The following is an 18094-nucleotide window of genomic DNA, read 5'->3' on the forward strand; positions in this document are numbered from 1 at the left end:
GCCCTGCCCCTTCCGCAACGCATCCCAAGGATTCCCATGTCAAACACCCCAGAACCCACGCCGCCCGCCTCGAACCCGGGAACCACCCGCATCGTCGCCGGCGAAACCAACAAGCCCAAGCGCCGCCGCACGCTCGAGATCGGCATCGCCGTCGGGCTCGTCCTCCTGATCGGTGCCGGTGCCGCCGTCGCATCGGTGGTGGCCAAGAACAACGAAACCCAGGCAGCGGCTGCGACGACGCCCGCCGCTGAACTTCGGCTCGGCTACTTCGGCAACGTCACCCACGCTCCCGCGCTGGTGGGCGTCAGCAAGGGCATCATCGCCAGCAAGCTCGGCAGCACTAAGCTCACCACCCAGATCTTCAACGCCGGACCGGCCGCGATCGAGGCCCTGAACGCCGGAGCGATCGACGCCGCCTACCTTGGGCCCAACCCGGCCATCAACTCCTTCGTCCAGAGCAAGGGCGCCTCCATCAGCATCATCGCCGGCGCAGCTTCCGGCGGAGCCCAGTTGGTGGTCAAGCCCGGCATCAACAGCGCCGCGGACCTCAAAGGCAAGACGCTCGCCTCCCCGCAGCTCGGCGGCACCCAGGACGTGGCGCTGCGGGCCTGGCTGGGCAAGCAGGGCCTGAAGACCAACCCGAACGGCGGAGGCGACGTCGCCATCAACCCGACTGACAACGCGCAGACCCTCAAGCTCTTCCAGGACGGAAAGCTCGACGGCGCGTGGTTGCCTGAGCCGTGGGCCTCGCGCCTGGTGCTCCAGGCCGGCGGGAAGGTGCTCGTGGATGAGAAGGACCTCTGGGATAAGGGCCAGTTCCCCACCACCATCCTGATCGTGAGCAAGAAGTTCGCCGCCGACCACCCGCAGACGGTAACGGCACTGCTCCAGGGCCACCAAGCCTCGGTCAACTGGCTCAACACCGCCTCGGCCGCTGACAAGGCCACCGCGATCAACGCCGCGTTGAAGGCGACCGCGGGCAGCACGCTCCCGGCCGATGTCATCGACCGCTCCTTGAAGAACATCACCTTCACCGTGGACCCGCTCGCCGGAACCTACAAGAAACTCCTCCAGGACGGCGTCGATGCCGGCATCACCAAACCGGCCGACATCAACGGCATCTTCGACCTCCGCGCCCTCAACAGCGTGACCGGGCAGAAGACCTCGGCCGCAGGACTGGGCCAAGACTGAACCAACCGGCCCAACTGACTCGCAATAGTTGTCGTTTTGAGGCCTCATAACGACAACAACTGCGAGTCAGTTGGGAAACCAATAACGAAACGAACGAAGGACGGGACCATGCCAGTCGTACTGGAACACCTGGGTAAACGCTTCGGCGACGGCGCCCCGGTGCTGGACGACGTCAACGCCACTATCCAGCAAGGCGAGTTCGTCGCCCTGCTCGGTGCGTCCGGCTGCGGCAAGTCAACCCTGCTGAACATCCTCGCGGGGCTGGACCAGCCGACGTCGGGCGCCCTGGAGGTGCCCAGCGACGGCGCCGCCTTCATGTTCCAGGATTCGGCGCTGTTCCCGTGGCTCACTGCCCGCGGCAACATCGAACTCGCGCTGAAGCTCGCCGACAAGTCCGGCAGCCTGAGCAAGGCGTCGCGTGCTGCCCGCGCGGGCGAGCTGCTGGACCTCGTTCATTTGGGCGGCGCGGGGGACAAGCGCCCCCATGAGCTTTCCGGCGGCATGCGGCAACGCGTCGCCCTGGCCCGCGCATTGGCACAGGACCGGCAGCTGTTGCTCATGGACGAGCCGTTCGCCGCGCTCGACGCCATCACCCGGGACCTCCTGCACGACGAACTCGAGCGGATCTGGAAGGAAACCGGCCGCACCATCGTGTTCGTGACGCACAATGTGCGCGAAGCCGTCAGGCTCGGCCAGCGGGTCCTGCTGCTGTCCTCCCGTCCGGGACGGGTCGTAGCCGAGTGGAACGTCACCGAGGAGCACCGGACCGACGCCGGCCGTGCCGGGGAACTGACCGGAACCATTACCCGCCGCCTGCGCGAGGAGATCCGTCGCCATGCCAATTGAACAAGAGACCCGGCTTGCAGGGGGAGAGACCGCTGGGCAAGCCCAGCAGTCCCGCCACATCACCTCGCCGTCCCTGAAGGGAAACCCCGACGAGCTGCGGGACCTCGAGGCCGGCCTGGACAAGTTGCAGTCGGATGCCCACCGCAAGGCGCGCATCGACTGGACCCGCATCATCCTTCCGATTGCGGCGCTCCTGGTCCTCATCCTGGCGTGGCAGTTCTACGTCTCCCTTGGTTTCAAGCGCCGCGACCAGGTTCCCGGACCGCTTGATGTCCTGGACCAGTTCGGTTCCTTGTGGGCCGAAGGCAAAGCCCAGGAAGCCATCTGGACCTCACTTCAGCGCGGCGTCATCGGCTTCCTCATCAGCGTCGCCGTGGCCACTCCGGTAGGCCTGCTCCTAGCACAGGTGCAGCCGCTGCGCCGCGCCTTTGGACCGCTCATCTCGGGGCTTCAGGTGCTGCCGTCGGTGGCGTGGGTTCCGGCGGCAATCATCTGGTTCGGGCTCTCGGACGGCACGGTGTACTTTGTCGTCCTGATGGGCGCCATCCCGTCCATCATCAACGGGCTGATTTCCGGCGTCGACCAGATCCCGCCGCAATACCGGAGCGTCGGCAAGGTTCTGGGGGCCTCGCGACTGCAGATGGCGTTGCAGATCGTCCTGCCGGCGGCTCTTCCCGGCTATCTGGGCGGCCTCAAGCAGGGCTGGGCTTTCTCCTGGCGTTCACTCATGGCCGCCGAAATCATCGCTGTGGGCGGCACCATCGGCTTCGGACTCGGTTCACTCCTGGACCAGGGCCGCACTTTGTCCGACATGGCCACGGTCATGTCCGCGATCCTGGCAATCCTGTTTGTGGGCATCCTGATCGAGCTCGTGGTGTTCGCCCCGATTGAGCGCCGCCTCCTGCTGCGCCGCGGCCTGCTGGCGGGGAGCACGCGCTAACTCGCGGGCGGCCCGCGCTAAGCGCGGCTAAGGAATTCCCCGGCCCGCCGCGTGGTTGATGCGGGCATGAAACGAATCGGTTTTCTTTCCTTCGGCCACTGGGGACCCGTCCAAGGATCGCGCACTCCTTCGGCCGGCGACGCCTTGCTCCAGGGGATCGACCTTGCGGTGGCGGCCGAGGAACTCGGCATCAACGGAGCCTTCTTCCGCGTGCACCACTTTGCGCGCCAGCAGGCCTCGCCGTTCCCCTTGCTGGCGGCCATCGCGGCCAGGACCAGCCGGATCGAGATGGGCACGGGCGTGATCGACATGCGCTACGAAAATCCTCTTTACATGGCCGAAGAAGCCGCGGCCACGGACCTCATCAGCCAAGGCAGGCTCCAGCTGGGCATCAGCCGTGGCTCACCCGAGTCCGCTCTGCACGGCTCCCGCTACTTCGGCTACACGCCTGCCGAGGGTGAGGACGACTCCGCGATGGCCCGTCGCCACACCGCCGTTTTCCGGCACGCAATCGCAGGCCATGGAGTAGCCGAAGCCGATCCCTCCTTCATGGGCGGCGGCCGTGGCCTCCTGCCGATCCAACCGACGTCGCCCGGGCTGCCGCGACGCATCTGGTGGGGCGCCGGCACCCGCAAAACCGCCGTCTGGGCCGCGGAACAAGGCATGAACCTCATGAGCTCCACCCTGCTCACTGAGGACACCGGGGTTCCCTTCGACCAGCTCCAGGCCGAACAGATCAGCATGTTCCGGGAGGCCTGGGGAGCAGCCGGACACGGTTTTGAGCCACGCGTTTCGGTCAGCCGGAGCATCATTCCCGTGGTCGATGCCGAGGACGAACACTATTTCGGGCTCCGCGCGCAGGTGGATAACCGGGACCAAGTGGGCATGCTCGACGGCGCCCTGTCGCGGTTCGGCAAGAGTTACGTCGGCGCCCCCGATGCCTTGGCCGAGGACCTCGCGAAGGACGCCGCGGTCCAGGCAGCGGACACCGTGTTGGTCACGGTGCCAAACCAGCTCGGGGTGGAATACAACATCAAGCTGCTGGGCAACATCGCCAAATACGTGGCTCCGGCGATCGGTTGGGAGGAGCCGGCCGCGCAAGCGTAATGTGACGCCGGGTTACCTAGCGTGAACTGGTGTTTCCGGACCTTTGAAGCATGTTACGGACCGGCCCTACAGTTTTTTCATGGCAATACAGGACATCTACCCCACAGCCCTGCGGCTGCTCGGCCGCCCGGTGCTGGTGGTGGGCGGCGGACCCGTGGCTGCCCGACGCGCGAAGGGACTGCTCGACGCCGGCGCCCGAGTGACCGTGGTGGCCCCCGTTGCCTCTGACGCGCTCCGCGAACTCGCCGCCTCCGGCCTGCTCACCTGGGAGCCGCGCACTTACCTTTCCTCCGACGTCGACGGCGTGTGGTTCGTCCAGACGGCCACCGGCGTCGCCGCTGTGGACGCCCAGGTAGCCGCCGACGCCGAGGCGCAGCGCATCTGGTGCGTCAACGCCTCGGACCACGAATCGTCGGCAGCCTGGACGCCCGCCGTCGCGGTCGTCGACGACGTCAAGATCGCCATCAACGCCGGGGGCGACCCGCGCCGCGCCATGGCCTTGCGCGACGCAGTTGCCACCGCGCTTGAGACGGGCGACTTGCCGCTCCGCCGTCGTCGTGCGTCCACCGGAAGTGTCGCGCTCGTAGGCGGCGGGCCCGGCGACTCAGGACTCATCACCGTCCGCGGCCGCCGCCTGCTGGGCCAGGCCGACGTCGTCGTTGCGGACCGCCTCGGACCGCGCGACTTGCTGCAGGAACTCGCGCCGGACGTCCGCGTGATCGAGGTCGGCAAGACCCCCGGCCACCACCCCGTGCCGCAACTCGAGATCAACCGGATCCTGGTGGACGAAGCCCTGGCCGGCCACCGAGTGGTGCGCCTCAAAGGCGGCGACCCCTACGTCCTGGGCCGCGGCGGCGAGGAAGCCGAATTCTGCCGGCAGAACGGCGTCGAGGTAGAAGTGGTTCCCGGTGTGACCTCGGCGATTTCAGTGCCGGCCGCAGCGGGCATTCCCGTGACGCACCGAGGACTCGCGAAGGGCTTCAGCGTGGTGACCGGCCACGAGGAACTGTCCGAAGTCCCGGCCCGGCCGGACCACACCGTGATCCTGCTCATGGGTGTCGCCAAACTCCGCGAATCCGCCGCTGCCCTCGCGGAATCCGGAATGCCCTTGGACACGCCAGTAGGTATCGTAGAGAACGGCTACATGCCCGAACAGCGCGTCACGATCGGCACTTTGGCAACCATCGCCGAGCAAGCCGAGGCCACCGGCGTCGCAAATCCCGCAGTGATTGTGATCGGCGATGTTGTGCGTGTCAGCCCGTTTGCCCCCGAACATTTCAAGACCGCTGATTACAGCACCCTGACCCCCAACAAGCCCCGCGTCGTTACCCCTTAGCCCCGAAGCACACTGAAAAGGAACACAGCCGTGTCATCTAGCACCACCGTAGGAACCGCCGCACGTCCGCTGCGCGTCGCCGTCGTCGGCTCCGGCCCGGCCGGCGTCTACGCAGCTGACATCCTGACCAAAAGCGAGGCCGTCAAGAGCGGCGAGCTGACGGTCAGCATCGACCTCTTCGACCGCTACCCGGCTCCCTACGGCCTGATCCGCTACGGCGTTGCCCCGGACCACCCCCGCATCAAGGGCATCGTGAACGCCCTGCACAAGGTCCTGGACCGCGGCGACATCCGCTTCTTCGGCAACGTCGACTATGGCACGGACATCTCCATCGAAGACCTGCGCACGCACTACGACGCCGTCATCTTCGCCACTGGCGCCATCAAGGACGCGGACCTGAACATTCCCGGCATCGAGCTGGAAGGCTCCTTCGGCGGCGCCGACTTCGTCTCGTGGTACGACGGCCACCCCGACGTTTCCCGCGAATGGCCGCTCGACGCCACCTCCGTGGCCGTGCTCGGCAACGGCAACGTGGCACTCGACGTGGCCCGGGTCCTCTCCAAGCACGCCGACGACCTCCTGGTCACCGAAATTCCGGACAACGTCTACGCCGGACTCAAGGCTTCCCCTGTCACAGACGTCCACGTCTTCGGCCGTCGCGGTCCGGCGCAGGTGAAGTTCACCCCGCTGGAGCTCCGCGAGCTGTCGCACTCCAAGGACGTGGACATCATCCTCTACGCCGAGGACTTCGAGTTCGACGACGAGTCGGACCGCCAGATCCAGACGAACAACCAGACCAAGACCATGGTGGGCACCCTCACCAACTGGATCGCCGAGCAGCCAGAGGACCTCTCCGAGCTCAAGGCCTCCCGCCGGCTGCACCTGCACTTCCTGCACAGCCCGGTGGAGATCGTGGACTCTGCGGACGAGCCCGGCCGCGTAGCCGGGATCCGCTTCGAGCGCACCGAGCTGGACGGCACCGGTAACGCCCGCGGTACCGGCGAGATCGTCGACTACCCGGTCCAGGCCGTATACCGCGCCATCGGCTACTTCGGTTCGGCCCTGCCGGACGTCGAGTTCGACCACAAGCGCGGGGTCGTCGCGAACGATGGCGGCCGCGTGCTGGACGCTTCCGGCGAGCACGTTCCTGGCCTCTACGCCACGGGCTGGATCAAGCGCGGCCCCGTCGGCCTCATCGGCCACACCAAAGGCGACGCGCTGGAGACGGTCACGTACCTTTTGGAAGACCGTGAAAACCTGCCGCTCGCCGCCGTTCCCGAGGCTGACGCCGTCGTCGAGCTCCTGGGCGCCCGCGGCGTGAAGTTCACCAGCTGGGAAGGTTGGCTGGCGCTGGACGCCCACGAGCTCGCTTTGGGTGCCGCAGCCTCGGACGCCGGCACCTCCCACGGCGTCGAGGTCCAGCGCGAACGCGTCAAGGTTGTGCCGCGTGAGGACATGGTGGACATTTCCCGCGACGGCGTGGCTGCACAGGTCTAAATCTCCAACGCGAGGTCACTTAGCGCCCATCCAAGGCATCGGAATGGGCGCTAAGTGACCCCGCGTTGCGCCTTTTCGGGACTAAACTTTCCGCATGGACGTCGTCGTCGTCGAAACGACCCAATTGGGGGACCGCAGCTACCTCGTTCATGACGGCACTGTGGCGCTCGTGATTGACCCGCAACGTGATACCGACCGCGTCGAAACAGCAGCGCGTGCTGCGGGAGTGGCCATCACGCATGTCGCTGAGACCCACCTTCACAACGACTACCTCACGGGCGGGCTCATCCTTGCCCGTGACCACGACGCCCGCTACTTGGTGAATGCCGCGGACAACGTGGCGTTTGAGCGTGAGCCGATTGTTCCGGGGCACGAGTTCAAGGTGGGCCGACTTTCAGTCAAGCCAGTGGCCACGCCGGGCCATACTCACACGCACTTGGCCTATATCGTTTCGGACCCCGACGCCGGCACTGGCGTCCGGCAAGCCGTGTTCTCCGGTGGCAGCCTGCTTTACGGCTCTGTGGGCCGGACGGATTTGATTGGCCCGGAAGATACCGCCGGGCTGGCCCATGATCAGTACGCCTCGGTCCGGAGGCTCGTCGCCGAGGCAGCACCCGACGCGATCCTGTATCCCACCCATGGCTTCGGGTCGTTCTGCTCCATCGGTCCCGCGAGCAGGATCCCCGCATCGACGATCGGGGAGCAGGTCGCCACCAACCATGCGCTCACCGACCCGGACGAAGACCACTTTGTCACGCACCTCCTGGCGAATATCACGGCCTACCCGAGCTACTACGCGCACATGAGCCCACTCAATGCACTCGGTCCAGGACCTGCCGTGCTTGACATGCCGGAATCCGTGGAACCCGCCGAACTGGAGCACAGGCTCGAGGCCGGGGAATGGGTGGTTGACCTGCGCAACCGGGTCGCATTCGCCGCGAGCCACCTGCGTGGCAGCGTGGCATTTGAATACGGGACGGGATCGAGCTTCACGAGCTACCTCGGTTGGGTCCTGCCATGGAACCAGCCGCTGACCCTGCTGGGCGCCCATGACGACGTCGAAAGGGCCATCCGCGACCTCGCAAGGATCGGATTCGACTCCCCGGATACCGCCGTCGGCGAGGATCCCGGGGCTCTGGCACCCGGCAGCTCTTTGGTGCAGTATCCGATCACCGACTGGGCGGGGCTCGTGCGGGACCGGGCTCCGGGTGAAACTGTCCTGGACGTCCGCCGTACCGAGGAATTTGCTGCCGCGCATGTGTCCAGGGCGGTCAATGTTCCGTTGCACGAGCTTTTGCACCGGCTGGACGAATTGCCGCGGGCAAGGATCTGGGTGCATTGCACGTCGGGCTATCGGGCGAGCGTCGCCGCTAGCCTGCTGCATCGTGCCGGCCGCGACGTGGTGCTCATCGACGCGCCCTTCCGCGAAGCAGCTGACGCCGGTGTCGAACTGACGGGCGCCGCATCAGGCTAGATGCCCTGGGCCGGTCCGGACGCTCGCTCACTTATGGGGTGTTTCCTGCGGACGCGCGCTCACGTATGACCGCTTTTCCTCAAACCCTCGCTCACTTATGGGGTGTTTCCTGCGGACGCTCGCTCAGCTATGACAGCTTTTCCTCAAACCCTCGTTCACTAGATGTGAGCGGGCGTTGCTCAAAACCCGGTCATAGGTGAGCGGGCGTTGCTCAAAACCCGGTCATAGGTGAGCGGGCGTCGGCGAAAATGGTGTCAGATGTGAGCGGGCGTCGGTCAAAACCCGGTCAGATGTGAGCGAGGGTCAGTGCGTGAGCCACTCCGCGGCGAAGTCCAGGTTGCGATACACGCTCGCGACGGCGGCGGCTTCGTCGCGCGCCTCGATGGCATCAGCGAGCTCGCCGTGGCCTTCGTGCGGGATGCCATTGAAGCCGGCTTTGCGTTGTTGGCGCAGGAGATCGTCGTGGAAGACCCCGCCGAAGGACACATACAACTGGTGCAGCAGCGGGTTGCCCGAAGCCAGCGCCACCCGTTCGTGGAAATCCCAATCGGCTCGGGCCCATGCGGGGTAGTCGGCTGCGAGCCATGCGTCGTGGCGCAGTTGGAGGAGAGCGCGCATGGCGGCGATGTCCTCGGCCGTGGCGTGCTTCGTGGCAAGCCGGGCGGCTTGGGTATCGAGCCCCACCCGGACTTCGACTACGTGCTCCTGCGTGTGTTCCTTGTACATGCGCTGGGCTGCGCCGGAGATCTCGCTCGTGGCCCGGACATAGGTTCCGTCACCCCTGCGCACCTCCAACATGCCGCTGTGCGCCAAGGCTTTGATGGCTTCGCGGAGCGTCCCGCGCGAGACTCCCAGCGAGGCCATGAGCTCCGGCTCGGCCGGAATCTTCTCCTGCAGCGGCCACTCTCCGGACTGGATCATGCCGCGCAGTTGCTTGGTGACTTCCTCGGCCAAGGCGGGCCGGTGCGAAGGCGTCAGGCTCATGCAACAGGCCTTGGTCCGGCCTTGATCGGCGTCCGTTTGCTGGTCAGCTGGTGGCCCGTCACCATGAGGGCCAGGGCCACCAAGGCCAGGAGCGCCAGAGGAAGCGTCCAGGCACCGGTGATGCTATGGAGCAGGCCCATGCCGAACGGTCCCAACGCCGCAATCAAGTACCCCACGGACTGGGCGACGGTGGACATGGCGGTGGTCTCCGCCGTCGTGCGCCCGCTGCGGCTGATGATCACCAGAACCAGGGGGAAGATGCCCAGGCCGAAACCGAACATCACCGCGGGAACTGCCGCGAACGACGTCGGGAGCAAGAGCATTGCGGGGATCGCCAGAAGGGTGGTCCCGCTGCCCAGGTAGAGGGCGGGCCGCATCATGCCGGGCCGCGAGCCGATGGCCAGGAGGATCATGCCTGCAGCCACCGAAACGAGCTGCATGAGGCCGAACTGGAGGCCGCTCTCGGAGGCGCTGAGACCTTGGCTTGTCAGGATGTAGGCAAACCAGCTCATCACCGCATACGCCAGGAGCGCCTGCAACGTGAAGATGGACGTGATGAGGAACCCCAGCCGGGTGCGCAGGAGCGGCCACATTGACACGTGCTCTTGGCTGGCCTTGCGTGATGTGCGATGGGTGTGGAGGACCATCGGGAGGAAGCCAAGGAGCGCGGCGACGCCGAGGAGGCCCCACGCGGCAAGGCCCATGGACGGCGACCCCAGCTGCTGGGCCAAGGGGACGCTGACCGCGGCGGCGAAGGTGGCACCGCCGGACATGGTGAACGTGTAAAGGCCGGTCATCATGGACGTCTTGCTTGCATAGTGTTCGCGAATATACGACGGCATCGCCACGTTGCACACCGCCAGGCCGGACATCGCCAGGACTGTTCCGGCGAGGAGGGCGCCAGTCGCGGGGACGCTGCGGACCAGGAGCCCGGCGGCCAGCATGGCGAGCGCGACGAAGATCGACTTCTCGACGCCGATCCGGCGCGACAGCCGCGAGGTCCCCAAACCCGCGACGGCGAAGCACAGCAAGGGGATCGACGGAAGAATCGAGGCGACGAGCGCCCCGTAGCCGAGGAATGCCTGCAAATCGTGGAACAACGCCGCCGCACTCGTGATGCCGGCGCGCAGGTTCAGGCCGATGAGGATGACGGCGATGATCCCGACGGCGGCGACCACCTTGGATTTCGGCGCGACCGTACCGCCGCTGGCGGGCGTAGTCGTTGCTTCCGTTGCGTGGGGTGTCGGGTGAGTCGAAGCCATGTTTAAAGGTTAGACGTTTGACGTTTGCTGCGGGAAGTTTTGTGGCGAATCTCTCTGTACCGCCGTGGGAACCCAACTGACTCGCACTTGTTGTCGTTTTGGACGCTCATAATGACAACAACTGCGAGTCAGTTGGGACGGCCGACGGCGGCGGGTGGGGACGGCCGACGGCGGGAGGCAACCTTAGCGCGGGTTGCGGGCGCCCAGCCGCTGCACCGCGAGGGCGAGCCACAGCTGCACCCGGTCCGGGGTCTGCGCGGGGTCGTAGCCGGTGAGGTCCGTGATTTGTGCCAAGCGGTAACGGACCGTGTTGCGGTGCAGGGTCAGGGCTTCGGCGACGGCGGCCACCGAACCATTGTGGTTGAGGTAGCTTTCCAGGGTCGACACGAGCTCTGAGCCATGCGCGGCGTCGAACTTGCGCAGGGGAGTGAGCGCCTCGCTGGCCATGTCCGCCAACGGCACATCTTCGCTCGCCAGCAACAGCGAGGTCAGGCTGAGCCGCTCGGGTTCGTTGACCGGCAGGCCGTGCGCCACGGCGTCGCGCGCTTCGAAGTAGCTCCAGCGCACGCCGTTCGGCTTCGTGTACGCGCCGCCGATCCCGATCACCGCGTGGATCCCGGCCTCCAAAAGGTGATCACTGAGGTCCTTGGCGTGCGCGCTCGCGGAACTGCCGTCGTCGGGCACCACCGTCACCAGGTCCTTCCCGACGACGGCGGTCACCCCGCCGTCGAGCGACTGCGGAAGCGATGTGCTGCCCAGTTGCTTGTGGTGGGCTGTTGAAACCACCAGCAGCACCACGTTCTTGCGGGTGCTGTTGATTCCGACGCCGGCGAGGCGGCGGGCGCCCTCGACGGTGTCCAGGGTTCCGTGGATGACATCGTCCAGCACCTGGCCCGCCAAGGCCCGTTGGCTCTGGCGCTGCTTGACCATGTTGTTGAGTTCAACGCTGATCAGGTTCTGTGCATAACTGACGATCCCGGTGTCGCCGAAGGGTTGCCTGATCCATAGCGTGCAGGCGTCGCGACGGCCTGTCGGGATGGGGAAGGACGCCCAATCGTCAGCCGTCGGCGCGGGTTTGCCGGCCACGCTGTTGTAGAGCTGGGCGCTGAACTGGGTGAGCGCGATATCGGTCCGGAGCATGCTGCCCAATTGTTTGAGCAATTCACCGAGGCCGCCACCTGTCAGCAGGGCCCGGGCCAGGATCTGGTGGCCGGCAATGAGGCGCTCGAGCTTGGAGTAGTGATCGGCGGATTGGGAATCGGCCACGAGTTTGCCGATGGCGATGAAAGGGGTCTCGTAGGGGACTTCCACAAGGGGCAGGCCCCAGCGGTTCGCTTCCGCAACGAGGGCGGAGGGTACAGCTTCGTGGGTCAGCCCGGTGCCGAAGCCGATGCCGACCGCGCCCGCGCGCTGGACTTGGCGCACGAAACGGCGCTGTTCCGCGGCGCCGTTGAGCCTGAGCCCCGTGGTCAGGATCAGTTCGCCGCCATTGAGGAAGCGTTGGGGATCTTCCTGCTCGGTCACGGCCACCCAGCGGATATCTTCATTCCAGGTGGTTTCCGCGAGGCCGGCTTTGCGGAGCCGAAGCGAGGGGACGGCGACGAGCGCGGCGAGTGACATTGCCATGTCAAAAAGGATATCCCCGCACTGGTCATTCGCACTAAGTCGTGAGGGTCGCGGTGTGCACCTGACTATTCCGCGCCGCGGGGTGCTGGCATAGGCTCGGAGCAGCTGCAACCAATGCCTAGACACCGAAAGAGGTTGTACACCGTGGTCCAAACCTTGCAGAACTTCATCAACGGCGAGTTCGTCACGCCGGCAGGCACCGAACTGCTCGACATCGTGAACCCCACCAACGGGGAGATTGTGGCCCATGCGCCTATCTCCACGGCGGCCGACGTCGATGCCGCCATGAACGCGGCGAAGGAAGCTTTCAAGTCCTGGAAGCATGTCACGCCGGGCCAGCGCCAGCTTATGCTGCTCAAGCTCGCCGATGCCATCGAGGCCAACAGCGACGAGCTCGTCGAGGCACAGCACCGCAACACCGGCCAGGTCCGCGCCCTCATCGCATCCGAGGAAGTTGCCGCCGGTGCAGACCAGCTCCGCTTCTTCGCGGGCGCCGCGCGCATCATGGAAGGCAAGTCCGCAGGCGAATACTTCGAGGGCCACACCTCGTACGTCCGCCGCGAGCCGATCGGCGTCGTGGCCCAGGTTGCACCGTGGAACTACCCGTTCCTCATGGGCATCTGGAAGATCGGCCCCGCCCTCGCAGCGGGCAACACCGTTGTCCTCAAGCCTTCTGACACCACTCCGGAATCCACCTTGGTCCTGGCCCGCCTGGCGGGGGAGATCTTCCCGGCCGGCGTCCTCAACGTGGTCCTGGGCAACGGGGCCACCGGCTCCATGATGGTCGAGCACAAGGTCCCGGGCCTCGTCTCGATCACCGGTTCCGTCCGTGCCGGCATTGCCGTTGCCAGCGGAGCGGCCAAGGGCCTCAAGCGTGCCCACCTGGAGCTCGGCGGCAAGGCCCCGGCCATCGTCTTCAAGGACGCCGACATCAAGAAGAGCGCAGCGGCCATCGCCGAATTCGCCTTCTTCAACGCCGGACAGGACTGCACGGCCATCACCCGTGTGCTGATCGAGGACTCCATCCACGACGACATGGTTGCCGCCATGGTGGAGCACACCAAGACGCTGCACACCGGTTCGCAGAACGACGACGAGAACTACTTCGGCCCGCTCAACAACGTGAACCACTTCAACGCCGTGAACTCGGTGGTGGAGCACCTCCCGGCCAACTGCAAGATCGAAACCGGCGGCCACCGTGCGGGTGAGAAGGGCTTCTTCTTCGAGCCCACCATCATCACCGGCGCCAAGCAGACTGACGACGTCGTCCAGAAGGAAACTTTCGGCCCCGTCATCACCGTCCAGAAGTTCACCACCGAGGCCGAGGCGCTCGAGCTCGCGAACGACGTCGAATACGCCCTGGCTTCCAGCGTCTGGACGACGGACCATGGCACCGCGATGCGGATGAGCCGCGACCTGGACTTCGGTGCGGTCTGGATCAACACCCACATCCTGCTGACCGCTGAGATGCCGCACGGCGGCTTCAAGCAGTCCGGCTACGGCAAGGACCTGTCCATGTACGGCGTCGAGGACTACACGCGCATCAAGCACGTCATGTCCGCCCTTGATGCCTGACTCAGGCGCCTAGCGCCCGACGCCCACACACGGCAAGCATAAGAAAGAAAGAACCATCATGACCGCAACAGCACATGAAATCACCTACCGCCTGGATCAGAAGCGCAGCATCAACGGCGCCTTCCCCGGCCCTAAGTCGCAGGCCCTGAACGAGCGCCGCGCCGCCGTCGTCGCTGCCGGCGTGTCCTCGGGCGTGCCGGTCTACGTTGAGGACGCCGACGGCGGCATCATCCGCGACGTCGACGGCAACTCCTTCATCGACCTCGGCTCCGGCATCGCTGTCACGAGCGTTGGCGCCTCGGACCCCGCCGTCGTCGCCGCCGTCCAGGACGCTGCAGCGCACTTCACCCACACCTGCTTCATGGTCACCCCGTACGAGGGCTACGTCGCCGTCGCCGAGCAGCTGAACCGCCTCACGCCGGGCGACCACGAAAAGCGCACCGTGCTCTTCAACTCGGGCGCCGAAGCAGTGGAGAACGCCGTCAAGGTGGCACGCCTGGCAACCGGCCGTGACGCCGTCGTCGCCTTCGACCACGCTTACCACGGCCGCACCAACCTGACCATGGCACTCACCGCCAAGGCCATGCCGTACAAGACCAACTTCGGACCGTTCGCGCCCGAGGTCTACCGCATGCCGATGAGCTACCCGTTCCGCGAGGAAAACCCGGAGATCACCGGTGCCGAGGCCGCCAAGCGCGCCATCACCATGATCGAGAAGCAGATCGGCGGCGACCAGGTTGCCGCGATCATCATCGAGCCGATCCAGGGCGAGGGCGGCTTCATCGTCCCGGCTGAGGGCTTCCTGCCGGCACTGTCCGCCTGGGCCAAGGAAAAGGGCATCGTCTTCATTGCCGACGAGGTCCAGTCCGGTTTCTGCCGCACGGGTGAATGGTTCGCCGTCAACCACGAGGGTGTTGTCCCGGATATCATCACCATGGCCAAGGGCATTGCCGGCGGCCTCCCGCTGTCCGCGATCACCGGCCGCGCAGACCTGCTCGACGCCGTCCACCCGGGCGGCCTCGGCGGAACCTACGGTGGCAACCCGGTTGCTTGTGCTGCCGCGCTTGCTGCCATCGGCACCATGGAGCAGCACGACCTCAACGCCCGAGCCCGCCACATCGAGGAAGTAGCACTCGGCCGCTTGCGTGAGCTCGCCTCGGAAGTTCCCGCCATCGGCGACGTCCGTGGCCGCGGTGCCATGCTGGCCATCGAACTGGTCCAGGCCGGCTCCAAGGAACCGAACGCGGAATTGACCAAGGCTGTTGCCGCAGCGTGCCTCCAGGAAGGCGTCATCATCCTGACCTGCGGTACCTACGGCAACGTGATCCGTCTGCTGCCGCCGCTCGTCATCAGCGACGAACTGCTCCTGGACGGCCTCGAGGTCCTGGCTGCAGCCATCAAGGCCAACGCTTAGCCTCACCCTCAGGCGGACATGCCCGCCTCTACGCACCAAGGATGGACATAGTGTGACTATGTCCATCCTTGGCGTTTAACGGGGGGCATGTCCCCCGTGAGTGGCGGCGTTGGGGTGCTGATTTAGGCCGCGCTGAGCCGTGCGTTCTTCCTGATGACCGAGTTCTTGCGCGCCGTGCGCAGCATGTCGAGGGTTAGGAGCAGTAGCGCCAGCCAAACGATCCCGAAGCCCACCCAGCGGTCCGGCGTCATGGCCTCGTGGAGGACCGCCAAAGCCACGATGAACTGGAGGATCGGCGCGAAGTATTGCAGCAGGCCGATGGTGGTCATGGGCAGGCGGCGTGCGGAGGCACCGAAAAACAGGAGCGGCACAGCGGTGATGATGCCCGAAGCTGCCAGCAGCCAGAAGTGGCCCGGACCATTGCTTCCCAAAGTTCCGGCGCCGGTGAGGCCGAGGACAATCATCGTGGCGCCGGCAATCGGAGCGAGGACCACGGTCTCCACCGTGAGGCTCGTGATGGCATTGACCTTCGGCCCGACGCGCTTCTTCACGAAACCGTAGAGCCCAAAGCTGAACGCCAGGACCAAAGCGATCCACGGCAGCTTTCCATAGGAAACCGTCAGGACGCCGACGGCGATGAATCCGATCACGACGGCGGCCCACTGGAGCGGGCGGAGCGTTTCCTTCAGGACGAACACCCCAAGGAGCACCGACACGAGCGGGTTGATGAAGTAGCCGAGCGAGGCTTCGACCGCGTGCCCGGTGGTGACTCCGAAGGTGTACGTCAGCCAGTTGATGGCGATCAAACCGGCAGCCATCGCCAGCGGTCCGAGGACGGACCGGTCCCTGAAGGCATTGCCGAGGAGGCGCCACGTCCGGGTGATGGTGATGAGCAGGGCGCAGAAAGTGAGCGACCACACCACCCGGTTTGCGACGATTTCAACGGCGCCGGCGGGTTGCAGCACCACGAAGTAGAGCGGAAGCAGGCCCCACAGGCCGTACGCCCCGATACCGAACACGACGCCCGCCGTCGTCTCCTTCTTTGCCGTGGCAGCAGCAGCGGCTGAAGCTGCGGAAGCACTGGTGGCGGACAGGGCAGGCACGGTTTGTTCGGGCGTAGACACAAAATCAACAACATCACATTTTGCGAGGGTATTCCTGACCGTACGGCCGGAAAGTTTTTGTGATTTTCCTCGCCCGGTTGTGTCACCTCCCGCCACGTACTGCCGCTAGGGTCACAACTGAGAACTAGAATTGGAAACTGCGCGCCCCACTACGCGGGGCGGATTCCTGTCTCAGAAGGGTTCACGGTGTCCAACTCGGCCGAAACCACCTCAAAACGTCCATTGCGCGTCGCCATTGTCGGCGCAGGACCGGCCGGCGTGTACGCCGCGGATATCCTGACCAAATCGAATGAGGTCAAGGATGGCGACGTCGAGGTCAGTATCGACCTTTTCGAGGCATACCCCGCGCCATACGGCCTGATCCGCTACGGCGTCGCCCCGGACCATCCCCGCATCAAAGGCATCGTCAACGCGCTGCACAAGGTCCTCGACCGCGGAGACATCCGCTTCCTTGGCAACGTGACGTACGGCCGCGACCTCACGCTGCATGACTTCCGCTCCTTCTACGACGCCGTGATCTTCTCCACGGGCGCCATCAAGGACGCGGAGCTGAACATCCCGGGCATCGAGCTGGAAGGCTCCTTCGGCGGAGCCGATTTCGTCTCCTGGTACGACGGCCACCCCGACGTGCCCCGCGAATGGCCGCTGGATGCCAAGGAAGTAGCAGTCATCGGGAACGGCAACGTGGCGCTGGACGTGGCCCGCATGCTCTCAAAGCACGCCGACGACCTCCTGGTGACCGAAATCCCGGACAACGTCTATGCTGCCCTCAAGGCCTCCCCGGTCACGGATGTGCACGTCTTCGGCCGGCGCGGTCCAGCCCAGATCAAGTTCACTCCGCTGGAACTGCGCGAGCTCTCGCACTCCAACGACGTGGACATTGTGCTGTACCCGGAAGATTTCGAGTTTGACGAAGCTTCGGACGAGGCTATCCGCAGCAACAACCAGATCAAGACCATGGTCAACACGCTGACCAACTGGCTCGTCGAGGAACATGCCGAAGCTGAGCAGCCCTCATCCCGCAGATTGCACCTGCATTTCCTGCACAGCCCGGTGGAGATCGTTTCCGAAGACGGCTCCGGGAAAGTCTCCGGCATCAAGTTCGAGCGCATGCAACTCGACGGCACAGGCAATGCCAAAGGCACCGGCGAGTTCGTGGACTATCCGATCCAGGCCGTCTACCGCGCCATCGGCTACCACGGTTCCCCGCTGGATGAACTTGAGTACGACGCCCGCCGCGGTGTCATTCCGAACGACGGCGGTCGGGTGCTGGACGCCGACGGCAAGCCGGTGCCAGGGATCTACGCCACCGGCTGGATCAAGCGTGGACCGGTCGGCCTGATCGGGCACACCAAGGGCGACGCCCTGGAGACCATCGGTTGCCTCCTGGAGGACCGCCTCACGCTGCCCCCGGCCGAAAACCCGGATCCCCAGGCCATCATCAATCTCCTGGAAGAGCGGGGCATCGAGTACACCACCTGGGAAGGCTGGAACAAGCTCGATGCGCATGAATTGGCCCTCGGCGCCGCATGGACCGCCGAAAACCCGGATGTCGGCGTCGTACGCGAACGCATCAAGGTGGTTCCTCGCGAGGACATGATCGAGGTTTCGCGAGACTAGCGGCTTGCCGCCGGCCCGCACCCACGAATTCGATCGCACAACATAGGCAAAGCCTTGCGACGCAACTAGACTGGCCCGTACTGTGCTGCGTCCGGTTT

14 protein-coding genes are annotated in these 18094 nt (G+C 65.5%); 10 read left to right on the plus strand and 4 right to left on the minus strand.

All coding sequences use genetic code 11. The annotated features are described in order from the left end of the window. Positions 1–36: 36 nt before the first annotated feature. The 7 genes from ACSBOX_RS04170 (at position 37) to ACSBOX_RS04200 (ending at position 8391) form a co-directional block, all read left to right on the plus strand. Positions 37–1191, plus strand: coding sequence for an ABC transporter substrate-binding protein (locus ACSBOX_RS04170; protein ID WP_442544940.1), 1155 nt, complete (start codon positions 37–39; stop codon positions 1189–1191). A 108-nt stretch (positions 1192–1299) separates the two neighbouring features. Beyond that, positions 1300–2037 (plus strand): ABC transporter ATP-binding protein, encoded by a 738-nt coding sequence (locus tag ACSBOX_RS04175; RefSeq protein ID WP_234748948.1) that lies wholly within the window; start codon positions 1300–1302, stop codon positions 2035–2037. Beyond that, positions 2027–2977, plus strand: coding sequence for an ABC transporter permease (locus tag ACSBOX_RS04180; RefSeq protein ID WP_442544941.1), 951 nt, complete (start codon positions 2027–2029; stop codon positions 2975–2977). Before ACSBOX_RS04175 ends, ACSBOX_RS04180 begins: the two co-directional genes overlap by 11 nt. 66 nt (positions 2978–3043) lie before the next feature. Beyond that, positions 3044–4084 carry an LLM class flavin-dependent oxidoreductase gene (locus ACSBOX_RS04185; RefSeq protein WP_442544942.1) on the plus strand — a complete coding sequence of 347 codons (1041 nt, stop codon included), beginning with the start codon at positions 3044–3046 and terminating at the stop codon, positions 4082–4084. 79 nt (positions 4085–4163) lie between these two features. Then, a complete protein-coding gene (gene cobA / locus ACSBOX_RS04190; RefSeq protein WP_442544943.1) occupies positions 4164–5420 on the plus strand; it encodes a uroporphyrinogen-III C-methyltransferase in 1257 nt (418 codons plus the stop codon). Positions 5421–5450: 30 nt separating this feature from the next. After that, positions 5451–6917, plus strand: a complete 1467-nt coding sequence (locus ACSBOX_RS04195; RefSeq protein ID WP_442544944.1) for an FAD-dependent oxidoreductase — start codon at positions 5451–5453, stop codon at positions 6915–6917. A gap of 94 nt (positions 6918–7011) precedes the next feature. Beyond that, on the plus strand, positions 7012–8391 hold the full coding sequence (locus tag ACSBOX_RS04200; RefSeq protein WP_442544945.1) for a rhodanese-like domain-containing protein: 1380 nt from the start codon (positions 7012–7014) through the stop codon (positions 8389–8391). A gap of 303 nt (positions 8392–8694) precedes the next feature. Here ACSBOX_RS04200 and ACSBOX_RS04205 read toward each other — a convergent pair whose 3' ends face one another. From ACSBOX_RS04205 to ACSBOX_RS04215, 3 genes are all read right to left on the minus strand, one after another. After that, positions 8695–9375 carry a FadR/GntR family transcriptional regulator gene (locus tag ACSBOX_RS04205; protein WP_442544946.1) on the minus strand — a complete coding sequence of 227 codons (681 nt, stop codon included), beginning with the start codon at positions 9373–9375 and terminating at the stop codon, positions 8695–8697. Then, on the minus strand, positions 9372–10637 hold the full coding sequence (locus tag ACSBOX_RS04210) for an MFS transporter (protein WP_442544947.1): 1266 nt from the start codon (positions 10635–10637) through the stop codon (positions 9372–9374). Before ACSBOX_RS04210 ends, ACSBOX_RS04205 begins: the two co-directional genes overlap by 4 nt. Positions 10638–10820: 183 nt before the next feature. Further along, positions 10821–12263: a PucR family transcriptional regulator gene (locus tag ACSBOX_RS04215; RefSeq protein ID WP_442544948.1), complete on the minus strand. Its 1443-nt coding sequence runs from the start codon at positions 12261–12263 to the stop codon at positions 10821–10823. Between the two features lie 144 nt (positions 12264–12407). Between ACSBOX_RS04215 and ACSBOX_RS04220 the strand changes: the two genes are divergently transcribed. Together ACSBOX_RS04220 and gabT are read left to right on the plus strand one after the other, a co-directional pair. Beyond that, entirely contained in the window at positions 12408–13838 is a 1431-nt protein-coding gene (locus ACSBOX_RS04220) for a gamma-aminobutyraldehyde dehydrogenase (protein WP_078107998.1), read from the plus strand. A gap of 58 nt (positions 13839–13896) precedes the next feature. After that, the gene (gene gabT / locus ACSBOX_RS04225) at positions 13897–15252 is read left to right on the plus strand and encodes a 4-aminobutyrate--2-oxoglutarate transaminase (protein ID WP_078107999.1); all 1356 of its coding nucleotides are present in this window, start codon (positions 13897–13899) and stop codon (positions 15250–15252) included. A 122-nt stretch (positions 15253–15374) separates the two neighbouring features. Here the strand turns inward: gabT and rarD are convergent, their stop codons facing one another. Then, on the minus strand, positions 15375–16346 hold the full coding sequence (gene rarD, locus ACSBOX_RS04230; RefSeq protein ID WP_442545956.1) for an EamA family transporter RarD: 972 nt from the start codon (positions 16344–16346) through the stop codon (positions 15375–15377). Between the two features lie 216 nt (positions 16347–16562). Between rarD and ACSBOX_RS04235 the strand changes: the two genes are divergently transcribed. Further along, on the plus strand, positions 16563–17996 hold the full coding sequence (locus tag ACSBOX_RS04235) for an FAD-dependent oxidoreductase (protein ID WP_442544949.1): 1434 nt from the start codon (positions 16563–16565) through the stop codon (positions 17994–17996). Positions 17997–18094 lie beyond the last annotated feature (98 nt).

It is taken from the genome of Arthrobacter sp. KN11-1C, from assembly GCF_052180225.1.
Classification (GTDB): domain Bacteria; phylum Actinomycetota; class Actinomycetes; order Actinomycetales; family Micrococcaceae; genus Arthrobacter.

What these genes read in the sequence shown, in the direction of transcription:
- ACSBOX_RS04205 (WP_442544946.1), bottom strand. Translation starts at nt 9,375, where the DNA reads ATGAGCCTGACGCCTTCGCACCGGCCCGCCTTGGCCGAGGAAGTCACC.
- ACSBOX_RS04180 (WP_442544941.1), top strand. Translation starts at nt 2,027, where the DNA reads ATGCCAATTGAACAAGAGACCCGGCTTGCAGGGGGAGAGACCGCTGGG.
- ACSBOX_RS04185 (WP_442544942.1), top strand. Translation starts at nt 3,044, where the DNA reads ATGAAACGAATCGGTTTTCTTTCCTTCGGCCACTGGGGACCCGTCCAA.
- ACSBOX_RS04175 (WP_234748948.1), top strand. Translation starts at nt 1,300, where the DNA reads ATGCCAGTCGTACTGGAACACCTGGGTAAACGCTTCGGCGACGGCGCC.
- ACSBOX_RS04215 (WP_442544948.1), bottom strand. Translation starts at nt 12,263, where the DNA reads ATGGCAATGTCACTCGCCGCGCTCGTCGCCGTCCCCTCGCTTCGGCTC.
- gabT (WP_078107999.1), top strand. Translation starts at nt 13,897, where the DNA reads ATGACCGCAACAGCACATGAAATCACCTACCGCCTGGATCAGAAGCGC.
- ACSBOX_RS04200 (WP_442544945.1), top strand. Translation starts at nt 7,012, where the DNA reads ATGGACGTCGTCGTCGTCGAAACGACCCAATTGGGGGACCGCAGCTAC.
- ACSBOX_RS04210 (WP_442544947.1), bottom strand. Translation starts at nt 10,637, where the DNA reads ATGGCTTCGACTCACCCGACACCCCACGCAACGGAAGCAACGACTACG.
- cobA (WP_442544943.1), top strand. Translation starts at nt 4,164, where the DNA reads ATGGCAATACAGGACATCTACCCCACAGCCCTGCGGCTGCTCGGCCGC.
- ACSBOX_RS04170 (WP_442544940.1), top strand. Translation starts at nt 37, where the DNA reads ATGTCAAACACCCCAGAACCCACGCCGCCCGCCTCGAACCCGGGAACC.